The organism is Vibrio sp. SSH13-20 (assembly GCF_040104475.1).
GTDB classification, from domain to species: Bacteria; Pseudomonadota; Gammaproteobacteria; order Enterobacterales; family Vibrionaceae; genus Vibrio; species Vibrio harveyi.
The window spans coordinates 577167-595197 of record NZ_JBECOU010000003.1 but is presented as its reverse complement, the minus strand read 5'-3'; the positions used below and the strand labels follow the sequence as shown (position 1 = coordinate 595197).

Annotated in this window: 17 protein-coding genes and 1 other RNA gene; 10 read left to right on the top strand and 8 right to left on the bottom strand. The window is 44.0% G+C overall.

All coding sequences use genetic code 11. The features are described from left to right. Nucleotides 1-119: 119 nt before the first annotated feature. From ABMY42_RS11550 to smpB, 3 genes are all read right to left on the bottom strand, one after another. A complete protein-coding gene (locus ABMY42_RS11550) occupies nucleotides 120-1358 on the bottom strand; it encodes an integrase domain-containing protein (protein ID WP_114092825.1) in 1239 nt (412 codons plus the stop codon). A gap of 166 nt (nucleotides 1359-1524) precedes the next feature. Beyond that, nucleotides 1525-1892, bottom strand: a transfer-messenger RNA (tmRNA) gene (gene ssrA, locus ABMY42_RS11545). Between the two features lie 68 nt (nucleotides 1893-1960). Continuing rightward, complete coding sequence (smpB, locus tag ABMY42_RS11540; RefSeq protein WP_005440253.1) at nucleotides 1961-2446, bottom strand: SsrA-binding protein SmpB; 486 nt, start codon at nucleotides 2444-2446, stop codon at nucleotides 1961-1963. A 118-nt stretch (nucleotides 2447-2564) separates the two neighbouring features. Between smpB and ABMY42_RS11535 the strand changes: the two genes are divergently transcribed. Then, nucleotides 2565-3008: an SRPBCC family protein gene (locus ABMY42_RS11535; protein WP_005447659.1), complete on the top strand. Its 444-nt coding sequence runs from the start codon at nucleotides 2565-2567 to the stop codon at nucleotides 3006-3008. Then, nucleotides 2998-3354, top strand: a complete 357-nt coding sequence (locus tag ABMY42_RS11530) for an RnfH family protein (protein WP_005447657.1) — start codon at nucleotides 2998-3000, stop codon at nucleotides 3352-3354. Before ABMY42_RS11535 ends, ABMY42_RS11530 begins: the two co-directional genes overlap by 11 nt. 135 nt (nucleotides 3355-3489) lie before the next feature. On the opposite strand, the gene bamE is transcribed toward ABMY42_RS11530, so the two are convergent. The 4 genes from bamE to nadK all read right to left on the bottom strand — a co-directional run bounded on the left by bamE (nucleotide 3490) and on the right by nadK (nucleotide 8246). Next, nucleotides 3490-3849 carry an outer membrane protein assembly factor BamE gene (bamE, locus tag ABMY42_RS11525; RefSeq protein ID WP_005447656.1) on the bottom strand — a complete coding sequence of 120 codons (360 nt, stop codon included), beginning with the start codon at nucleotides 3847-3849 and terminating at the stop codon, nucleotides 3490-3492. Nucleotides 3850-4098: 249 nt separating this feature from the next. Next, nucleotides 4099-5763, bottom strand: a complete 1665-nt coding sequence (recN, locus tag ABMY42_RS11520; RefSeq protein WP_049535692.1) for a DNA repair protein RecN — start codon at nucleotides 5761-5763, stop codon at nucleotides 4099-4101. Nucleotides 5764-5931: 168 nt separating this feature from the next. Next, on the bottom strand, nucleotides 5932-7119 hold the full coding sequence (locus ABMY42_RS11515) for a DUF3103 domain-containing protein (protein WP_005447654.1): 1188 nt from the start codon (nucleotides 7117-7119) through the stop codon (nucleotides 5932-5934). A 242-nt stretch (nucleotides 7120-7361) separates the two neighbouring features. Next, the gene (nadK, locus tag ABMY42_RS11510) at nucleotides 7362-8246 is read right to left on the bottom strand and encodes an NAD(+) kinase (RefSeq protein WP_005447653.1); all 885 of its coding nucleotides are present in this window, start codon (nucleotides 8244-8246) and stop codon (nucleotides 7362-7364) included. Between the two features lie 145 nt (nucleotides 8247-8391). Here nadK and grpE point away from each other — a divergent pair, with 145 nt between their 5' ends. The 4 genes from grpE to dnaJ all read left to right on the top strand — a co-directional run bounded on the left by grpE (nucleotide 8392) and on the right by dnaJ (nucleotide 14253). Continuing rightward, nucleotides 8392-8988, top strand: coding sequence for a nucleotide exchange factor GrpE (gene grpE, locus ABMY42_RS11505; protein WP_005447652.1), 597 nt, complete (start codon nucleotides 8392-8394; stop codon nucleotides 8986-8988). A 421-nt stretch (nucleotides 8989-9409) separates the two neighbouring features. Continuing rightward, nucleotides 9410-10684, top strand: coding sequence for a dicarboxylate/amino acid:cation symporter (locus ABMY42_RS11500; RefSeq protein WP_005447650.1), 1275 nt, complete (start codon nucleotides 9410-9412; stop codon nucleotides 10682-10684). A gap of 301 nt (nucleotides 10685-10985) precedes the next feature. Then, nucleotides 10986-12902, top strand: a complete 1917-nt coding sequence (gene dnaK, locus ABMY42_RS11495) for a molecular chaperone DnaK (RefSeq protein WP_005447648.1) — start codon at nucleotides 10986-10988, stop codon at nucleotides 12900-12902. Nucleotides 12903-13104: 202 nt separating this feature from the next. Beyond that, nucleotides 13105-14253, top strand: a complete 1149-nt coding sequence (gene dnaJ / locus ABMY42_RS11490; RefSeq protein WP_005447647.1) for a molecular chaperone DnaJ — start codon at nucleotides 13105-13107, stop codon at nucleotides 14251-14253. Between the two features lie 132 nt (nucleotides 14254-14385). Here dnaJ and ABMY42_RS11485 read toward each other — a convergent pair whose 3' ends face one another. Further along, on the bottom strand, nucleotides 14386-14820 hold the full coding sequence (locus tag ABMY42_RS11485) for a type IV pilin protein (protein ID WP_017818911.1): 435 nt from the start codon (nucleotides 14818-14820) through the stop codon (nucleotides 14386-14388). Between the two features lie 103 nt (nucleotides 14821-14923). Here ABMY42_RS11485 and ABMY42_RS11480 point away from each other — a divergent pair, with 103 nt between their 5' ends. Genes ABMY42_RS11480 through ABMY42_RS11465 form a run of 4 tightly spaced genes read left to right on the top strand, consistent with a single transcriptional unit; the run spans nucleotide 14924 to nucleotide 17782 of the window. Continuing rightward, nucleotides 14924-15439 (top strand): GspH/FimT family pseudopilin, encoded by a 516-nt coding sequence (locus ABMY42_RS11480; protein ID WP_038898507.1) that lies wholly within the window; start codon nucleotides 14924-14926, stop codon nucleotides 15437-15439. 9 nt (nucleotides 15440-15448) lie between these two features. Beyond that, nucleotides 15449-16075 (top strand): hypothetical protein, encoded by a 627-nt coding sequence (locus ABMY42_RS11475; protein ID WP_005447638.1) that lies wholly within the window; start codon nucleotides 15449-15451, stop codon nucleotides 16073-16075. Beyond that, nucleotides 16075-17382 carry a hypothetical protein gene (locus ABMY42_RS11470; RefSeq protein WP_349266303.1) on the top strand — a complete coding sequence of 436 codons (1308 nt, stop codon included), beginning with the start codon at nucleotides 16075-16077 and terminating at the stop codon, nucleotides 17380-17382. The genes ABMY42_RS11475 and ABMY42_RS11470 overlap by 1 nt, the downstream gene beginning before the upstream one ends. Further along, on the top strand, nucleotides 17372-17782 hold the full coding sequence (locus ABMY42_RS11465) for a prepilin-type N-terminal cleavage/methylation domain-containing protein (RefSeq protein ID WP_005447635.1): 411 nt from the start codon (nucleotides 17372-17374) through the stop codon (nucleotides 17780-17782). Before ABMY42_RS11470 ends, ABMY42_RS11465 begins: the two co-directional genes overlap by 11 nt. The last annotated feature ends 249 nt before the right edge of the window (nucleotides 17783-18031 follow it).

Sequence of the window (18031 nt, the reverse complement as noted above, 5' to 3'; positions counted from 1 at the left end):
TAGAGCTACATACAGTGAAGAGGGGGAAATTTCCAAAATTACAATCATGTAGAGAAAGAGGGCATTGCTTGATGAAGACAGCATCAAGCAATGAGAATGTGTGAATACTCTGATGTAGATTAAATGACTTTGAATTGTTTGGTGCCGGTAACCGAAAGGTTGCCCTGAGCTGCTTCAGCAATATGTTTACTCCACCAGCTCATCATAGGTCTGCGACGTTCTAGAAAGTCTGAACGGTTGTAAGCACTGCGGACTTGGTTTTTATCGACATGAGCCAACGCCATTTCAATCAAATCAGATTCGAAACCTTGTTCATTCAAGGTCGTGCTCGCCAATGATCTTAAGCCATGGCTAACGAGTCTATTTGCAAACCCCATCCGTTTCAGTGCCATATTTGCCGTCTGACTATTACAGTGCTTTTTGGGGTCTCTGTCTGAGGGAAATAGGTACTCCCGATGACCAGTAATTGGCTTTAAGTACTCGATAATAGAGATGGTTTCGTCGGTGAGTGGAACTCTGTGTTCCCTTTTCTTCTTCATCCTTTCGGGTGGAATTGTCCATATACGTTGTTCTAGATCTATCTCTTCCCACCTTGCCCCAGCAGCTTCTGCAGGACGTGACATTGTATGAAGTTGCCATTCAATCAATGAACGGGTAACTTTTTTTATTGAAGCACTGGCAAGCGTTAGCATTAGTTCAGGTAGCTCTTCAGGTGTTAGTGCTGCCATATGCTGCTTCTTCGGTTTCTTGAATGCTTCTTTAATGCCAGCAAGAGGGTTTGAGAATACTAGACCGCAGTTAACGGCATAAACCATTACTTCATTGATTCGTTGAGCGAGTCTCTTAACGGTTTCAAGGTTCCCTCTAGCTTCAATCGGCCTCAAAGCCATTATTACATCAGGAGCCGTTAAATCTTTTATTGGCGTGTCTTGGAATTTAGGGAAGAGGTATTTTTCAAAAGATCGCCAGATATCGAGTGCGTAATCATCGGTTACGGAGTCTTTCTTTAGCTCGAACCACTGAGAAGTAACATTGAGAAAAGTATGCTCGGAAACGCTCTGCTTCTGACGTCGCTTTTCATCACGGTGTTCTTTAGGACTAATACCTAGCTCAATGAGTTCTTGTACTTCCATCGTGAGTTTTCTGGCTTTTGCTAAAGCAATCACAGGATAAGAGCCTAGAGAAAGGTTAGTGCGTTTTTCAGTGACAGGGTCTTTGTAGTTCACCAACCAGCGCTTTTGTCCATTTGGTGAAATGCGAAGGCGTAAACCATTTACATCAATGAGCAGGTACTCTTTAAGTTTCGGCTTAGCCGCTTTGATTTCGTTGTCGCTTAGATATGATGTCTTTCTTGCCATAATTGGTACACAGAATTGGTTGCTGTGTACACAGTGTATTAATTTGTGTACCTAAAACACAAAGTAACCCTCGGAAGCGCTCAGATGTCTATGGAGTGTAAGTTATTGATTTTGCTGAATTGCAGGCAATAAAAAAGACGCCCTAGGACGTCTTTAATACGATAATTGGTGGAGCTGGCGGGAGTTGAACCCGCGTCCGAAAACCTTTCATCATTGGTACTACATGCTTAGTCGATCTTTAAATTCACCACCCACCTGCGAACCGACACGCTAGTAAATGACTATCCTGAATTATAATTCGCCGTTCATCTCTCAGGCGGGAGAATCCGAGCTAGCGCGTTTGGGTTTGATCCCTCGTTGGTCCCCGTCTTACGTGCGGAAGCTAGGGCGAGAGAGCTCTGAGCAGGTTATTAAGCTGCTAGTGCGTAGTTTTCGTCGTTTGCGACTATTTTTTTGCGGTTTGTTAACGAGGCCTACCGCACCTCGGCATGCACCTCAGACTTCTGAATTCCCGTCGAATCCTAAATCAGCCCCAGAGGTAATATCGGCATAGTAACAGAAAAGCCTAGGCTGTCCAGTACTATGCGTCTAAGTGGTCAAGTTTAACGCAGTGAACTCTTCATTACGCGCGCTTTTTCACGAGCCCAATCTTTTTCTTTCAGATCGGTACGTTTGTCGTGAAGCTTTTTACCTTTCGCAACACCGATTTTGATCTTCACCCAAGAGCGAGACCAGTACAGTGATAACGCGGCTAGCGTCATACCTTCACGGTTGATGCGACCAAGAAGGTTGTCGAGTTCACGACGACTCATCAATAGTTTGCGCACACGTGTAGGGTTTGCGACAACGTGAGTAGAAGCTTGGTTAAGAGGGGTGATGGTCATTCCGCTGACAAAGGCTTCTCCGTCACGCATGAAAACGTAGCTTTCAGCGATATTGGCTTTACCTTGGCGAAGTGCTTTCACTTCCCAGCCTTGTAGCTCCAAGCCTGCTTCAATTTCATCGTCAATGAAGTATTCGTGGCGAGCTTTTTTATTCAGCGCGATAGTGTTGCTACCCGCTTTTTGCTTTGATTTTTTCTTTACCATAATGGACTCATTATACGGGTTGGATATGGGTTAGGAAATCCTTTTATTTGCGCTATCGTGGAATAAAAGTAGAATTGGCACAAGCCTTAAACATGTACGCGTATCGATAGGAGTGTGTATGAAGCAAATCAGCCGTTCTGCCTTGGTGTCTTTTAGTGCAGAGCAGATGTTCGATCTGGTCAATGATGTTTCTAAGTATCCTGAGTTTCTACCTGGTTGTTCAGGTTCACGAATCATTGAGTCTTCGGACGATGGTATGGTGGCTTCTGTCGATGTAGCAAAAGCAGGTATCAGTAAGACATTTACAACCTCTAACGAGATTATTCCGGGTCAAGCGATCATGATGAATTTGGTCGATGGTCCATTTAAGACACTGCGTGGTGGTTGGATCTTCACTGCTTTGGATGAGCAGGCGTGTAAAGTGGAACTGAAGCTTGAGTTTGAATTCTCAAGCAAGATGATCGAAATGGCTTTCGGCAAGATTTTTAATGAGCTAACCAATAACATGGTGAATGCTTTTACCAAACGCGCGAAACAGGTGTATGAGTGCTATGAGTATTGAGTCGGACATGATTCACGTGGAAGTGGTTTATGCGCTTCCTCAAGAGCAGCGTGTATTCAATTTGGTGGTAAACAATCAAGCAACGGTTGAAGATATTATCCGCCAGTCAGGTGTGCTTGAGCTATACCCTGAGATTGATTTGAAGAAGAATAAAGTCGGTGTTTACAGCCGTAACGTGCGATTAGATGCAACGGTACGCGACAAAGACCGTATCGAAATTTACCGCCCACTATTGGCAGACCCAAAAGAGATTCGTCGTAAACGAGCGGAGCAAGCAAAGGCCGCTGGTAGTGCAGACCCTGTGACAGGCGGTAAGCCCAATGCTTTGAGAAAAGCTGAGGAATAATGCTTTTGATTACGAACAACACCTCCCAATTGGGAGGTGTTGTTTTTTGTGAGGCTAACTTTCCTTGCTCTGTTGAGCAGAAATAAAAAAGCCTCCGTCAGGAGGCTTTAAGAATACTGTGAAAATAAAGGTTGCTTACTGAATCTTCTCGTAAAATGCATCGCTTTTCGGGTAGTCACCAGTGATGTCTGCCAGCGTGCCTTGGTCGTTAAACTGAACGATAAGATCTTTTTGCACTGAGTCACCGTGACCAGGAGTGTGGTGGTAAATGTAGTACCACGTATTCGGGTAGCCATTTTCAACCAACATAGGTGAACCAAGAACGTAGCGAACCTGTGCTTTAGTCATCCCAAACTTTAATTTATCAACCGCACTTTGTTCTACGTAGTTGCCTTGGTTGATATCAATGCGATAAACCAGTTTTTCCAATACCGAACATCCTGTCAGCAATGTCATTGCTAATGGTACGGCAACTAACCACTTCTTTAATTGCATAATAATTTCTTAGTAACCTTTAAAATACTGCGCTGATAATAAACAAGCTCGACGCAGATGTAAAAAGCTATGCGTCGTATGGTACGGAATCTGACAACGAATTTTGAGTTGAGTTGCATTTATTCGCTGAGATTGAACAATAATTGGCGGAACATTGCGCATTCGTTTAGCGAAAAGTAAAAGTACTGGGGCAGTTGAAATGGGAGAGAGCCACTGAACTGGTTGATATGCGGTGGCTCAGTAATAATCTTAAGCAGCGATAAGCAGTTCTTTAGCATTTGCCAATGTGGAATCTGTAATTTGACTACCACCAAGTAGACGAGCTAATTCTGCCACACGTTGCTCTTCATCTAGTGAGCGCATTTGTGTTTCAGTTTGACCACCTTTGGTGTGTTTTGCGACAAACATTTGCTGATGACCACAACCTGCGACTTGAGGTAAGTGGGTGACACACATTACTTGGGTCGACTCTCCTAGTTTGCGCAGCATCTTACCGACAACAGCGGCGGTTGGACCACTGATACCTACATCTACTTCATCGAAGATCAAGCTTGGAGTATCTACTTTCTGCGCGGTGATCACTTGGATGGCTAATGAGATACGTGATAGCTCACCACCCGATGCCACTTTAGCTATGGGTTGCAATGGCTGACCTGGGTTGGTTGAAACCAAGAAGCAGACGCTGTCCATTCCCAGCGGTGATGGGTGGGTATTTTCGTTGTTCACTTCAATGCTGAATACCGCTTTCTCCATGCTCAATTCGTGCATGCTTTGTGTGATCAGTTTGTTCAACTCTTTTGCGTAGCGACTGCGTGATTTGTGCAGTTTTTCCGCTTGGGTCAAGAAGCTCTGATACTTTTGTTCAACTTCTTGAGCGAGTTCATCCAAACGTTCATCAGAGCAATCGAGCGCTTCGATTTGAGCCAATAGATCTTGATGGTGTTGATATAGCTCATCAGGCATAACGTGGTGTTTACGAGCCATTGACATCACTTTAGAAAAGCGTTCTTCGACATAAGCCATGCGACCCGGATCGACATCAATGCCATCAAGGTAGCTGCGAAGTTCGTTTTTAGTTTCTTCTAGCTGGATCATCGCTTCTGCCAGCATATTTGGTAGCTCTGCTAATTTCTCATCCAATTCAGCTAATTGAATTAGGGAGTGATTGGCCGATTGCAAAATACCAAGCGCATTGACTTCTTCACCTTCGTAAATAAGTTCGATGGCTTGCTGACAGGTAGCGGCAAGTTCACCGCTATTGGACAGTCGTTTGTGCTCTTGTTCGAGCTCTGCGAATTCTTCTTCACCTAGCGATAACTCATTCAGTTCTTTGATTTGGTATTCGAGCAACTGCTTTTGTGCCTGATTTTGCTGGCTGTTCTCTTTTAGTTGCTTGAGGTTATTGTCTGCCTGACGCCAATGCTGGTAAGCACTGCGTGTGCCTTTTAATAGGTTTAAATGTCCTGCATATTGGTCAAGCATTGCCATTTGGTGCTCGCTCTTCATCAATTGATGATGTGCGTGCTGTCCATGGATGTTGATCAACAACTGCCCAAGAGATTTGAGTTGTGAAAGTGGGACTGGGCTGCCGTTGATGAAGGCTCTAGAGCGACCTTCTTTGGTGATGATGCGACGCAAGATACACTCGCTGCCATCAAGCAGGTCGTTATCTTCTAGCCAACGCGTTGCGTGTAGATTGTTATCCAGTAAAAAGGCAGCGCTGACTTCTGTTTTCTCTTCGCCTTGGCGCACCATACCTGCATCGGCACGTCCGCCTAAACAAAGACCTAACGCATCAATTGCAATAGACTTACCTGCACCTGTTTCACCAGTAATGGTGGTCATGCCCTTTGAAAGCTCGAGCTGTAAAGACTTAACAATCGCAAAATTATTAACACTTAGATGAGCCAGCATTTTTATTTACCTGTATAACTGAACAATACTGTATAGGAAAACAGTATATACTGTTTCTTTATACAGTAAAGTCAGGTGCGGTATTTTTTCTTAAAGAAGCGGCTTTTTGTGATGAAGAGAAGAAAAATAGGTCGTGCAAAATGCAACGACCTATTTAAATTGAACAAGTTACGGACGAGTTGGGTTAATGGTGAGCGGTTCTAATGTGACGACTGCATTGACTCCCGCGCCAGGATGGTCGACGTAAGATGTGTCTTGCATCAGGGTGTAGTAAACATCAACGAAATCGTCATCATTGGTCAGAACCCCATCAGGAATTGCATCAATGATCTTGTTGGTGATCTGAGGAATAATGGCATACGCCTGCACCTCTGGATCTGGAATCGCCTTTAATACTTCTTCAGCAACTTGAACGAGCAGTTTTGCCAACTGTTTGTAATCCGTACCGTCATCTTGTTCCATCAATACAATGTCAGCCGCGCCCCAACGGTAACGAGACCAATGAATGATGATTTGATTCGGGTAATAGTCTTTGTTGTCATAATCCAAATATGGAAGCTCGACTAAATCTAACGTCGGCTCGTCGCGGCTTGGGTTCACCCCTGTGACGATGGCGTAGATTTCTGCTTTACCCGAGATCCATGGTTCTTGATCATCAGAAAGACGGATCTTTTTCAGTTGCGTAGTCTGAATTGGTTGAACCGAACTTTCAGCGCTAGCGAGAAGTGGGGAATTAACTTGCTGTTTGTCCGCTAGGTATGGCTGAACCATCGTGGCTTGACCTAAGCTCTTCATCTCAGCTTGCATCGCTTGCAGACCTGCTTTTAGTTCTGCAGAGCTGTTATTGTCGACAACCAATACTGGTACGTCAGGAAGCTGATAGACATCGAGCTGGTGGATTTGACCATATACATCGTACGCTTCGATATACTGCCATTGCGAGTCATCACCGCTTGGCTCGAAAGCGAATAGGGGATCGACTTTCCCTTCTTGCCATACATTTAGCATCTCTTCATTCGCTAGACGGACTTCTAGCAACTGATCTGAGTATTGTTCGATGCCTTTCCATGTGCGGATCTGGTTATCGGCTTGTACAAGCTGTTTACTGAAAGCAGCTTGGGGCGTTTGTTCAACAAAGGAAGATACTGGGACGCTAGTGTGCTCCGCGGTAATGTCCCTACGTAGCATTGGCTCCATGCTGGTATAGCTCTCACTAAGTTGCTGAGCGAGTGCGCGTTTCGTGTTGGTTATATCCTCGGCTTTTGCGTTTGATATATTGTTAACCTTTGCCTCCTCAGACTGGCAGCCCATAAGCGCTAAAGTACTGAGAGCGGACAATATAATTGTTTTTTTCATAGTGTGTCCTTTGAGATAGTTTGTATGAAATAGAGTTAATATTCTATTCATGGCAAGAATATCACCAGACACCTATCATTCAATTTGCTCTCCAAGATTTGTATAAAATCTGCCCACAAGATCAAATTTTATAAATCTAGATTTAGTAGGTTTTTATTTTGTGTCGCCTTAATCGGGATAGAGTAGAAAGCTGAAATATGAGCAAAGAAAAAAGGTTGATGCTTTCACACCAACCTTTATTGCTAAAACAGTTTGCTCGACCATCCAAGCTTATTTCTTAGTACGTGATAGTAGCTATAGTCTTTCGGGTGGATAAGTTTGAGAACGTTCGGACTCTGGTAGATGTGTATTTCATCACCAGGAGAGACGGGGAGCGAAACTTGTCCGTCACAACTTACTTCCTGAGTACCGCGGTTTTCTGGTGACACGACCAGTTTGATACGACGTTTGCCATCGACAACTAATGGGCGGCTAGACAATGTGTGCGGGAACATTGGCACTAAAGAAATCGCGTTTAAGCTTGGTGACAAAATAGGTCCACCACCTGACAGGGAGTAAGCCGTAGAGCCTGTTGGAGTAGAGACAATCAAACCATCGGCACGCAGCGAAAACGCAAAGCTGTCATCAATATAAACTTCAAACTCAATCATGTGCGCCACTTGTCCTGGGTGGAGCACGGCTTCGTTTAATGCCGCGTTATGGCTCTTGATTTGACCGTGACGATGGATCTCCGCTTCCAATAAGAAACGCTCTTCTTCTATATATTCGCCTTTTAATACGGCTTTTAATGCTTCTTTGAAGTCGTCGGGGTTTAGATCCGTCAGGAACCCCAAGTTACCTCGGTTGACACCAATCACAGCAACATCGAAACGAGATAGAATGCGAGCGGCACCCAGCATGTTGCCATCACCGCCAACTACGATAGCGAGATCGGCGTTTTTACCTAGCTCTACGAGGCTAGCAAACTGGCTTTGCGGGATTTCGTCTAAAATTGCAGCAAGGCGATCATCGATAAATACTTGGTAACCTTCGGATGTCAGCCATTCGTATAACTCTCTATGAGTTTGAATTGCCTGCTGATCTCGTGGTTTTCCGATAATCGCGATCACGTTACATGGGTTTTTCATAGCATTTCCGCATTAAAGAGGCTTGAATCAGGAATCTTCATCCCCATAATAATGGCAAGTTACCTAAATATGCGAATTTTTATGTAGTTAAAGCCCACAAAACGTGAGTGGCTTTAAGGACATTAAGTTGAATTCTGGAGATATCATGAGCAACGAAGAAAACAAAGTTACAGAAGAAGAGCTTGATCAAATCATCGAAGAAGCTGAGAAAGTAGAAGCCGCAGCGCAAGAAGCTGAAGCAGAACTTGAAGAAATTGGTGATGAGAAAGACGCTAAGATTGCTCAACTAGAAGCAGCACTACTGTCTAGCGAAACAAAAGTGAAAGACCAGCAAGATGCGGTTCTTCGCTCTAAAGCTGAAGTAGAAAACATGCGTCGTCGTACTGAGCAAGAAATCGATAAAGCTCGTAAGTACGCTCTGAACAAATTCGCTGAAGAACTACTTCCAGTTATCGATAACCTTGAGCGTGCAATCCAAGCTGCAGATGCAGAGCACGAAGTGGTTAAGCCAATTCTTGAAGGTGTTGAGCTAACACACAAGACGTTTGTAGACGCAGTATCGAAATTTGGTTTGAAAGAGATCAACCCAGAAGGTGAAGCATTCAACCCTGAATTCCACCAAGCTATGTCTATTCAAGAAAGCCCAGATCACGAATCAAACACAGTTATGTTTGTGATGCAAAAAGGCTATGAGCTAAACGGTCGAGTTGTTCGTCCTGCAATGGTTATGGTTGCTAAGTAATCAAATAACTCATTGATATAAATATATTAAAACGCCTGCTATTCAATAGCGGGCGTTTTTGTTTCAAACATCTCTATCAACATATTCATCTCTCTGAATATGTGCGCAAAATGAAATTTGATCCCCTTCAAATTTTTTCTTATTGGTAAAAAATTTTCCAATAAGGGATATCCTTTCTTTATCTTGCTTACTTATGGAATGGGTGTGTCTATAAGTACCTGTTATCACTCGCAATCAAAATTTAATTCTGAATATGAATGTAGATCTAGTGGTTTACTTTTAATGTTATTTATTAACAATCCTGTAAAGAAAGTCTTTATTTTGTAACTGTGGTGTGTATTATTCGCGAGGTCTGCCGTAAAAACCAGCAGATGTAACTATAAAAGCATAAATAGCAAACACAACATTTTGGAGATTTATGATGGATAAATCGCTTTCTAGCAAGATTTTTATCGGCTTGTTTGCGGGTCTTCTGATCGGTACTGCAATTCAGTATCTTTTTAGTGGCGTTGCTCTCTTTGATACATATTTACTTGGCGCAGCGGAAGGCGCTGGTGGTATGTTCGTATCATTGATTAAGCTGTTAGTAGTACCTCTTGTTTACGTATCTATCGTATGCGGTATCGTGGACCTAAAAGACATCACGGCTTTTGGTCGTCTTGGTGGTAAAACCTTTGCTCTATACATTATCAACACCATCATCGCGATTACTGCGGCACTGACTGTTGGTCTTATTTTCCAACCGGGTGCTGATGCAAATCTGGCAGGCACGATTTCAGAAACCGTTAACTTAACAACAACTGAAACACCTGACATTTTCTCGTTGGTTGTAAACATCGTTCCAAGCAACCCTGTACAAGCGTTTGCAAATGGCGACATGTTACAAATCATCTTTATGGCAATTTTGACAGGTCTTGCTATTCAAGCTTTGGATTCTCGAGGCGGTCCGGCAATTCGTACGTTTAAAATGGCGAACGAAATCATGATGAAGCTGGTTGGTTTAGTAATGAGCCTTGCACCTTACGGTGTATTTGCTCTGATGATTCAACTAGGTGCAACACTGGATGCAAACACGCTGATGTCTGTTGCTGGCTACGTAGCACTTGTTGTTGCAATGCTAGTGTTCTGGATTTTCTTCTTCTACCCAATGGCGGTAGGTATTGCGACGGGCACTTCTCCAAAAGCGTTCCTACGTGCAACTCGAGAGCAGATCCTATTCTCACTATCAACTGCAAGTTCAAACGCAACTATCCCGGTAACAATGCGCACGCTAACTGAGAAGCTTAAGGTTTCTAAGTCGGTTGCTGGTTTCGGTGTACCGCTGGGCGCAACAATGAACATGTCTGGTGTTTCTATCTATATCGCACTAGCAACTATGTTTGTCGCAAACGCGTTTGGTCAGCCAATCAATACTGCTGATATCTTTACTCTTGGTCTAACTATCTTGCTACTTTCTATCGGTGCTGGTGGTGTTCCGGGCGGCGGCGTAGTGATGGTAGGTGTTCTATTACACCAACTAGGTCTTCCACCAGAAGGTTTAGCAATCATTGCAGCTGTAGACCGTATCAATGATATGTTCTGTACTTCATCTAACGTAGTTGGTGATACAGCAGTAAACACTATTGTTGCGAAGTCTGAAGGCGAGATTGGTAAAGAAGAAGTCGTAGACGCAGAGCCTGCACAAGCAAGCGCATAATTTGCAATACACTCTTAGTTGAAAAGCGAGGCTATATGCCTCGCTTTTTCTTTTATAGAAACGAGAATCGAGATTGAAAAGTCGAAAGGGGCAGAGTTGCGCTCGCCTCTCGCCTTTTGCGCAACTTTTTTTTGTTTTTTTTCACTCTCTCCCTTGAAAAGCCATTTGCAGCCCTTATCTATTGGGCATAAGAGAAGCAAACAACATTACTTTAGTTTGTGAGCAAGGGTTGAAACCCGATTCTAAGTCCCCACATAGGGGATATAGCAAAACAAAATAGAATTTATTCGGAGATAGCCTGATGGGTAAAATCATTGGTATTGACTTAGGTACTACTAACTCATGTGTTGCTGTACTAGACGGCGACAAACCACGTGTAATTGAAAACGCAGAGGGTGAACGTACTACTGCATCGGTTATTGCTTACACTGACGGTGAGACGCTAGTAGGTCAACCAGCGAAACGTCAAGCAGTAACTAACCCAACTAACACGCTATTTGCAATCAAGCGTCTAATTGGTCGTCGTTTTGAAGACGAAGAAGTTCAGCGTGACATCGAAATCATGCCTTACAAAATCGTTAAGGCTGACAACGGTGATGCATGGGTAGAAGCAAAAGGCCAGAAAATGGCGGCTCCTCAAGTATCTGCTGAAGTACTTAAGAAAATGAAGAAAACTGCTGAAGACTTCCTAGGTGAGGAAGTAACTGGCGCAGTTATCACAGTTCCTGCTTACTTTAACGATGCTCAACGTCAAGCTACTAAAGACGCTGGTCGTATTGCAGGTCTAGAAGTTAAACGTATCATCAACGAACCAACAGCGGCTGCTCTAGCATACGGTCTAGACAAGTCAGGTGGCGACCGCACTATCGCGGTATACGACCTTGGTGGTGGTACATTCGATATCTCTATCATCGAAATCGATGAAGTTGAAGGCGAGAAAACATTCGAAGTTCTAGCAACTAACGGTGACACTCACCTTGGTGGTGAAGACTTTGATAACCGTCTAATCAACTACCTAGTAGACGAGTTCAACAAAGAGCAAGGCATCAACCTTAAGAACGATCCACTAGCAATGCAGCGTGTTAAAGAAGCAGCAGAAAAAGCGAAAATCGAGCTTTCTTCTACTTCTCAAACCGACGTAAACCTACCTTACGTTACTGCTGATGCAACTGGTCCTAAGCACATGAACATCAAAGTGACTCGTGCGAAACTAGAATCTCTAGTTGAAGACCTAGTACAACGTTCTCTTGAGCCACTAAAAGTTGCTCTAGCTGATGCTGACCTATCAGTAAACGACATCACTGACGTAATCCTAGTTGGTGGTCAGACTCGTATGCCTATGGTTCAAGCGAAGGTTGCTGAGTTCTTTGGTAAAGAAGCTCGCCGCGATGTAAACCCTGATGAAGCAGTAGCAATGGGTGCTGCAGTTCAAGGTGGTGTACTTGCGGGTGAAGTTAAAGACGTACTTCTACTAGACGTTACTCCACTGTCTCTAGGTATCGAGACAATGGGCGGCGTAATGACTAAGCTAGTTGAGAAAAACACGACTATCCCAACTAAAGCGAACCAAGTTTTCTCTACAGCAGAAGACAACCAGAGCGCGGTAACTATCCACGTTCTTCAAGGTGAGCGTAAGCAAGCGTCTTTCAACAAATCTCTAGGTCAATTCAACCTAGAAGGTATCCAAGCTGCACCACGTGGTATGCCACAAATCGAAGTTACTTTCGACCTAGATGCGGATGGTATCCTACACGTTTCAGCGAAAGACAAGCAAACTGGTAAAGAGCAGAAGATCACTATCCAAGCTTCTGGCGGTCTAAGCGATGACGACATCGAGAAAATGGTTCAAGAAGCAGAAGCTAACAAAGAAGCGGACAAAAAGTTCGAAGAGCTAGCAACTGCACGTAACCAAGCTGACCAAATGATTCACGGTACTCGTAAGCAAGTAGAAGAAGCTGGTGAAGCCCTACCTGCAGAAGAGAAAGAGAAGATTGAAGCAGCTATCTCTGAGCTAGAAACTGCACGTAAAGGTGATGACAAAGAAGCGATCGACGCTAAAGTTCAAGCGCTAATGACTGCAGCTCAAAAGCTAATGGAAATCGCTCAACAACAAGCTCAAGCGCAACAAGCACAAGGTGCTGACGCTGGTGCACAACAGTCTCAAGAAGACGATGTTGTTGATGCTGAGTTCGAAGAAGTTAAAGACGACAAGAAATAATATTTCTTAACTAGGCGGCTTATGGTCGCCTAGAGTCGATAAGACTTTTGTGTGCGGGCGTTTGGGGTAACTCTTACGCCCGTCTGTTTGTCCAAGCTGTCTTTCTAGTTAAGTATTTTGCAATAAGTGCACTTACCTAGAACGATACAAACACCAAGCGGTAAATCATGCCGTTTGCAGTAATTAATTGGTGACGAAGAACATGTCAAAACGTGATTTTTACGAAGTATTAGGCGTAAGCCGTGATGCCTCTGAGCGCGATATCAAAAAGGCGTACAAGCGTCTAGCAATGAAATACCACCCAGACCGTAACCAGGGTGATGAATCTGCTGCGGATAAGTTTAAAGAAGTAAAAGAAGCGTACGAAATTCTCACTGACCCTCAAAAGAAAGCGGCGTACGATCAGTATGGTCATGCTGCTTTTGAACAAGGCGGTGGCGGCTTCGGCGGCGGCGGTTTTGGTGGCGGTGGTGCTGATTTCGGCGACATCTTTGGTGACGTTTTTGGCGATATCTTTGGCGGTGGTCGTCGTGGCGGTGGTCAGCAACGTGCACAACGTGGCGCAGACCTACGTTACAACATGGAACTGTCGCTAGAAGAAGCTGTTCGTGGCGTATCGAAAGAAATCGAAGTACCAACGCTTGTTCATTGTGATACCTGTGACGGTAGCGGTGCGAAGAAAGGTTCTTCAGCTGAGACTTGTGGAACCTGTCATGGTCACGGTCAAGTTCAAATGCGCCAAGGTTTCTTTGCTGTGCAGCAAACTTGTCCTACCTGTCATGGTAAAGGTAAGATCATCAAAGACCCATGTAACGAATGTCATGGTCAAGGTCGCAAACAGAAAACTAAGACACTTAACGTTAAGATCCCAGCAGGTGTTGATACTGGCGATCGCATTCGTCTATCTGGCGAAGGCGAAGCTGGAGAAATGGGTGCACCAGCAGGTGACCTATACGTACAAGTTCACGTGAAAGAGCACCATATCTTCGAACGTGAAGGCAACAACTTGTATTGTGAAGTGCCAGTTAGCTTTGCTATGGCTGCTCTAGGTGGTGAAGTTGAAGTTCCGACACTAGATGGTCGTGTGAACCTTAAAGTACCAACAGAAACGCAAACAGGACGTATGTTCCGTATGCGCGGTAAAGGGGTGAAAGGCGTTCGTGGTGGCGGTGTTGGTGACCTAATCGTTAAGCTTGTAGTAGAGACTCCAGTTAACTTGAGCGCTCGTCAGAAAGAATTGCTTAAAGAGTTTGATGAATCTTGTGGTGGTGATGCCGCAACTAAACACAAACCAAAATCTGAAGGCTTCTTCAACGGCGTGAAGAAGTTCTTTGATGACCTAACAAGCTAATTGCTGGTTAGTTGAATCCAATAAAAAGCCTGCTGTGATGCAGGCTTTTTTGTATCTGCTTTCTTTTTATTTAAAGTGACTTTATGGCATCGAACTTGTCGTCTAAGTTGTCTTTATCTATTCTCGAAAGGGCTAATCCCAACATGCACTCGGTGACTCTATGTTGGTGGATGTTAGGGTTATTTTATTTACCCCACTAGGGAAACAGTTATCACCGTTTTGCCCTAAATCGGCTTTTGCCGTTGCTTCGATAACATAAGCTGCGCTGGATGTGCTTGCGATATTAAATGAAAAGCGATTTGAATCGGAGTCGCAGATCGTACAAGTCCCGCCAGAGATGATACTACTCCAATCGTACCCACCGTTGTAAGAGGTTTCTAGCTCCAGCTGTATGCGACTGATATCGCTTAGAGCAACGGTGCGGTGTGCCGTAATGGTGTGGTTGGTATATGACGGATAAGCGATAGCCGCGATGATTCCAATAATCACAACTGCTATCAGTATTTCGATCAATGTCATCCCTCTAAATCGTTTGTTGTATCCGTTACAACCAGAAATTCGAATCATGACGAGTAGTTTCCTTTTCACTTTTCCGCCTATTTTTCTCAGGTGATAGCATCTGCGCAAGATGAATTACGGTCCTCTTGCCGTTTGCATAGGAATTTGGGAAATGCCTCGCGGGTTTACATTATTGGAGCTTCTGATCACTATCGCCGTGCTGAGTGTTTTGCTCACGGCTGCTGCTCCTTCTTTCCAAAATGTTTTTGAAACCAACAAAATGCAGCGCTTAGCGAATGAACTGCATGGCTTTGTTATTCAAGGTAAGTCAGAAGCGGTATTGCGCCGAGAGAGGCTTTGGGCACACCTGATCATGTCTGGAGGTTCATCCAGTGATGGTAATTGGCGCATTGAGCTCACAGATAATAGCTCCGAGGGAGCCGGTACGGTTTTATTCTCGTTTTCAGGCGCGCCTTACAAGGGCATTGTGGTTACTCCGAGCTACGCTTCAGACCAAATCAGTTTTGATGAAGTCCATGGTCGCCCTTCTTCAGGCAACATTCGCTTTTACCCGGTCGGAGAGTCTTCTAAAGCCTTAAAACTTATCTCTCACACTTTGTCTGCGCGTGTCCGGGTATGCAGCGACAACAACAATACCGAGTTCTTCGGCTATTCAACCTGTTCTTGAGGAATGAATATGTATAAGCAGAAAGGCGCGAGCCTCGTCGAGTTTATGATTGCATCCTCTTTAGGGCTGATTGCTCTAGCTATTGTTGGATCGCTTTACATCAGTGGACAAAAAGTGGCGATGGAGCGTTCCAAAGAGCTGATGTTACTGCAAAACACGGGCAGCGTATTAGCGATGTTAAGAAACGATATCCAACGAGCTGGCTTTAATGAAAGTGGCAGTGATTCAGTCAAAATTTCAGGTGCGACCGATACGATTTACACTCTTGATACTCCGGGGATGGGGTTGATTGCATACGCCTATCAAGTTGGGACTTCAGGTGCAGCACCACTTTATAAAAACGTTGTATATGAGCAGCGGATTAATACGCCCGAGTCTTTGTTTGTCTGTGAGAAAAAACAAACGACGATATGGAACGTCAGTCAAGTTATTGCGCTTTCTGGTACCGGTACATGCAATACGCTTTTTGATAAGAGAGCGATTCATATTAACCGCTTTGATCTTGCCGCTCGCACGCTGAAAAACACAGATGCTGAAAGCGCGGTAGTCACCATTACCTTAGGAACGGAATTAGTTGGCGCAACAAGTGTTCAAACAGAGCAGTCGTTTACCGTGAAGCAGAGGAACTGGCAGTAATGAGAAATCAACAGGGAGCCGCAGCATTATTAGTTATGAGCGTGTTGCTGGTTGCGGCATTAATGATGTCACTGGGAAGCTACAAGTCCCTTTTCTATCAAATCAAACGTGCCAACAATCAAATTGAATCCAGACAAGAGCATTGGCGTGCAGAAGGCGGGTTAGAGTGTGTTTACAGCAAAACCAAACTAAATAAAGAATTGCCAACTAACGTCAATGACTGCATCACAGCGATGGGACTTGATGCACTTACATTTTCCTCTGGTCTTTCAAGTCTCGTGACTTCAACGATTGGTCATCGGGAAACGAAAAAGACCATCAAGTTGCCTTCAAGTAGCGGGGCGGGGGCGATCAAATCTAAATCTGATCTGGTTATTAATGGTTCCTATACGAGCTCTCCAGATCCGAGTAAAAGTCTCGGTAGTAATTTGTGGGAGTGCACCTCCGTTCTTTATTACAACTTTTTCTACGCTACCAGTGTAAGTACTTTTCACCCTTATCAGCTATCCGACAAACCTTATTCAAGTTTCCCTGATAGTCCTGCTGGACAGGAACAAAAATGTGCATCTACACACTACAGTTGGGGCACAAGTGTTGCGGCATCTAAGAGCGATTATCGCCAGTCTTCGGACATGGACCCATTTAAAGATGTCTTTGATGTCCCGCGTAGTGAATGGTTCGATGTGATGTCTGATAGCTCTTTGTTTGGATATGTACCTTTGTCGTTGAATGGTATGACATTGGACTCTGAAGCGGATCTTCCTTCTCCGGTATTCAATGATACTTGCGCGGAGGGGATAGTTAGCAATATCGAAAATGGAAAAGATCTCATTTGGGTTTACGGTGGTTGTGAAATAAACACGGCAGATTTCACGAGTATAAAGAACGCAATAGATAACAGCCTAGGGGGCAATGGAATAATCCTAGTTGTTCAAGACGGTATTTTTTCTACGATAGGGACACAGAATTTTAAAGGTATGCTTTACCATTTTATTTCTCCACTGTATGTCGACCCGACAACCGGGGCTACATTAGATTTTACCGACTGGGCAGCTTCCGCGAATGACCCAGCATTGGATGGCGTTATCGCGGCTTTAGATGCAACAGTGCCTATGGAAAAGACAAAGATTGGCTATTTTCAGCACGGAGCGTTTAACCCATTAGGAGGTTTTGTCATGGACGCGCCTGGAACATTTGCACTCTTCAATGCAGCTTTATCCTTCCAATACAATCGTGATGTGATTGACGAACCTTGGAAGAAGCTAAAGAAAGTATATTGGCAAAAGGGGTCTTGGAATGATCTCTAGACAACAAGGCTTTAGTTTAATTGAGGTGCTGATTTCTTTTCTTTTATTGGGCATTGGGGCGCTCGGACTCACTAAACTACAAATTTACATGGAACGTGAATCGGATTATGCGATTCATAGTATCGAGGCGTTGAGACTGGCTGAAAATCAACTTGAGTGGTTCCGCTCTCGTGGTGCTTCTGAGGCGATGTCTACCATTACGCCTGCCAATTTTGCTTCGATTGCAACCGGATCTTCTGCTAGTGGATCTTATGTTGTTGAGTGGGAAGTTCCAGCAGCTACGGTTTCAGGATCGCTTAAGACCATTACTATCAAATCGAGTTGGGTTGACCGAATGGGGGAAACGCAATCAGTTGAATTGAAAACTATGATTTCGCGTCATAGTGAATTCGAAAAGTGATGGATTAGGTATTCCTCTTATAATTACTTTTATCGTTAATATTGACGCTTTTTATTGCTAAATTGCGTGGTTAATGGGTGGTTTTACAACTGTTAATGCGAATGGTGTGCTACTGTTTTTTTTATGTTTAATTGATATGGCGTTTTTGCAAAATATGTCTCCAAATATGGAAAAAAACATAGAACCTTGTGCTTTCTTAGGCGCTATTTACTAGAATGCTCTGTTGAAAATAGGCCGTTATAATTATTC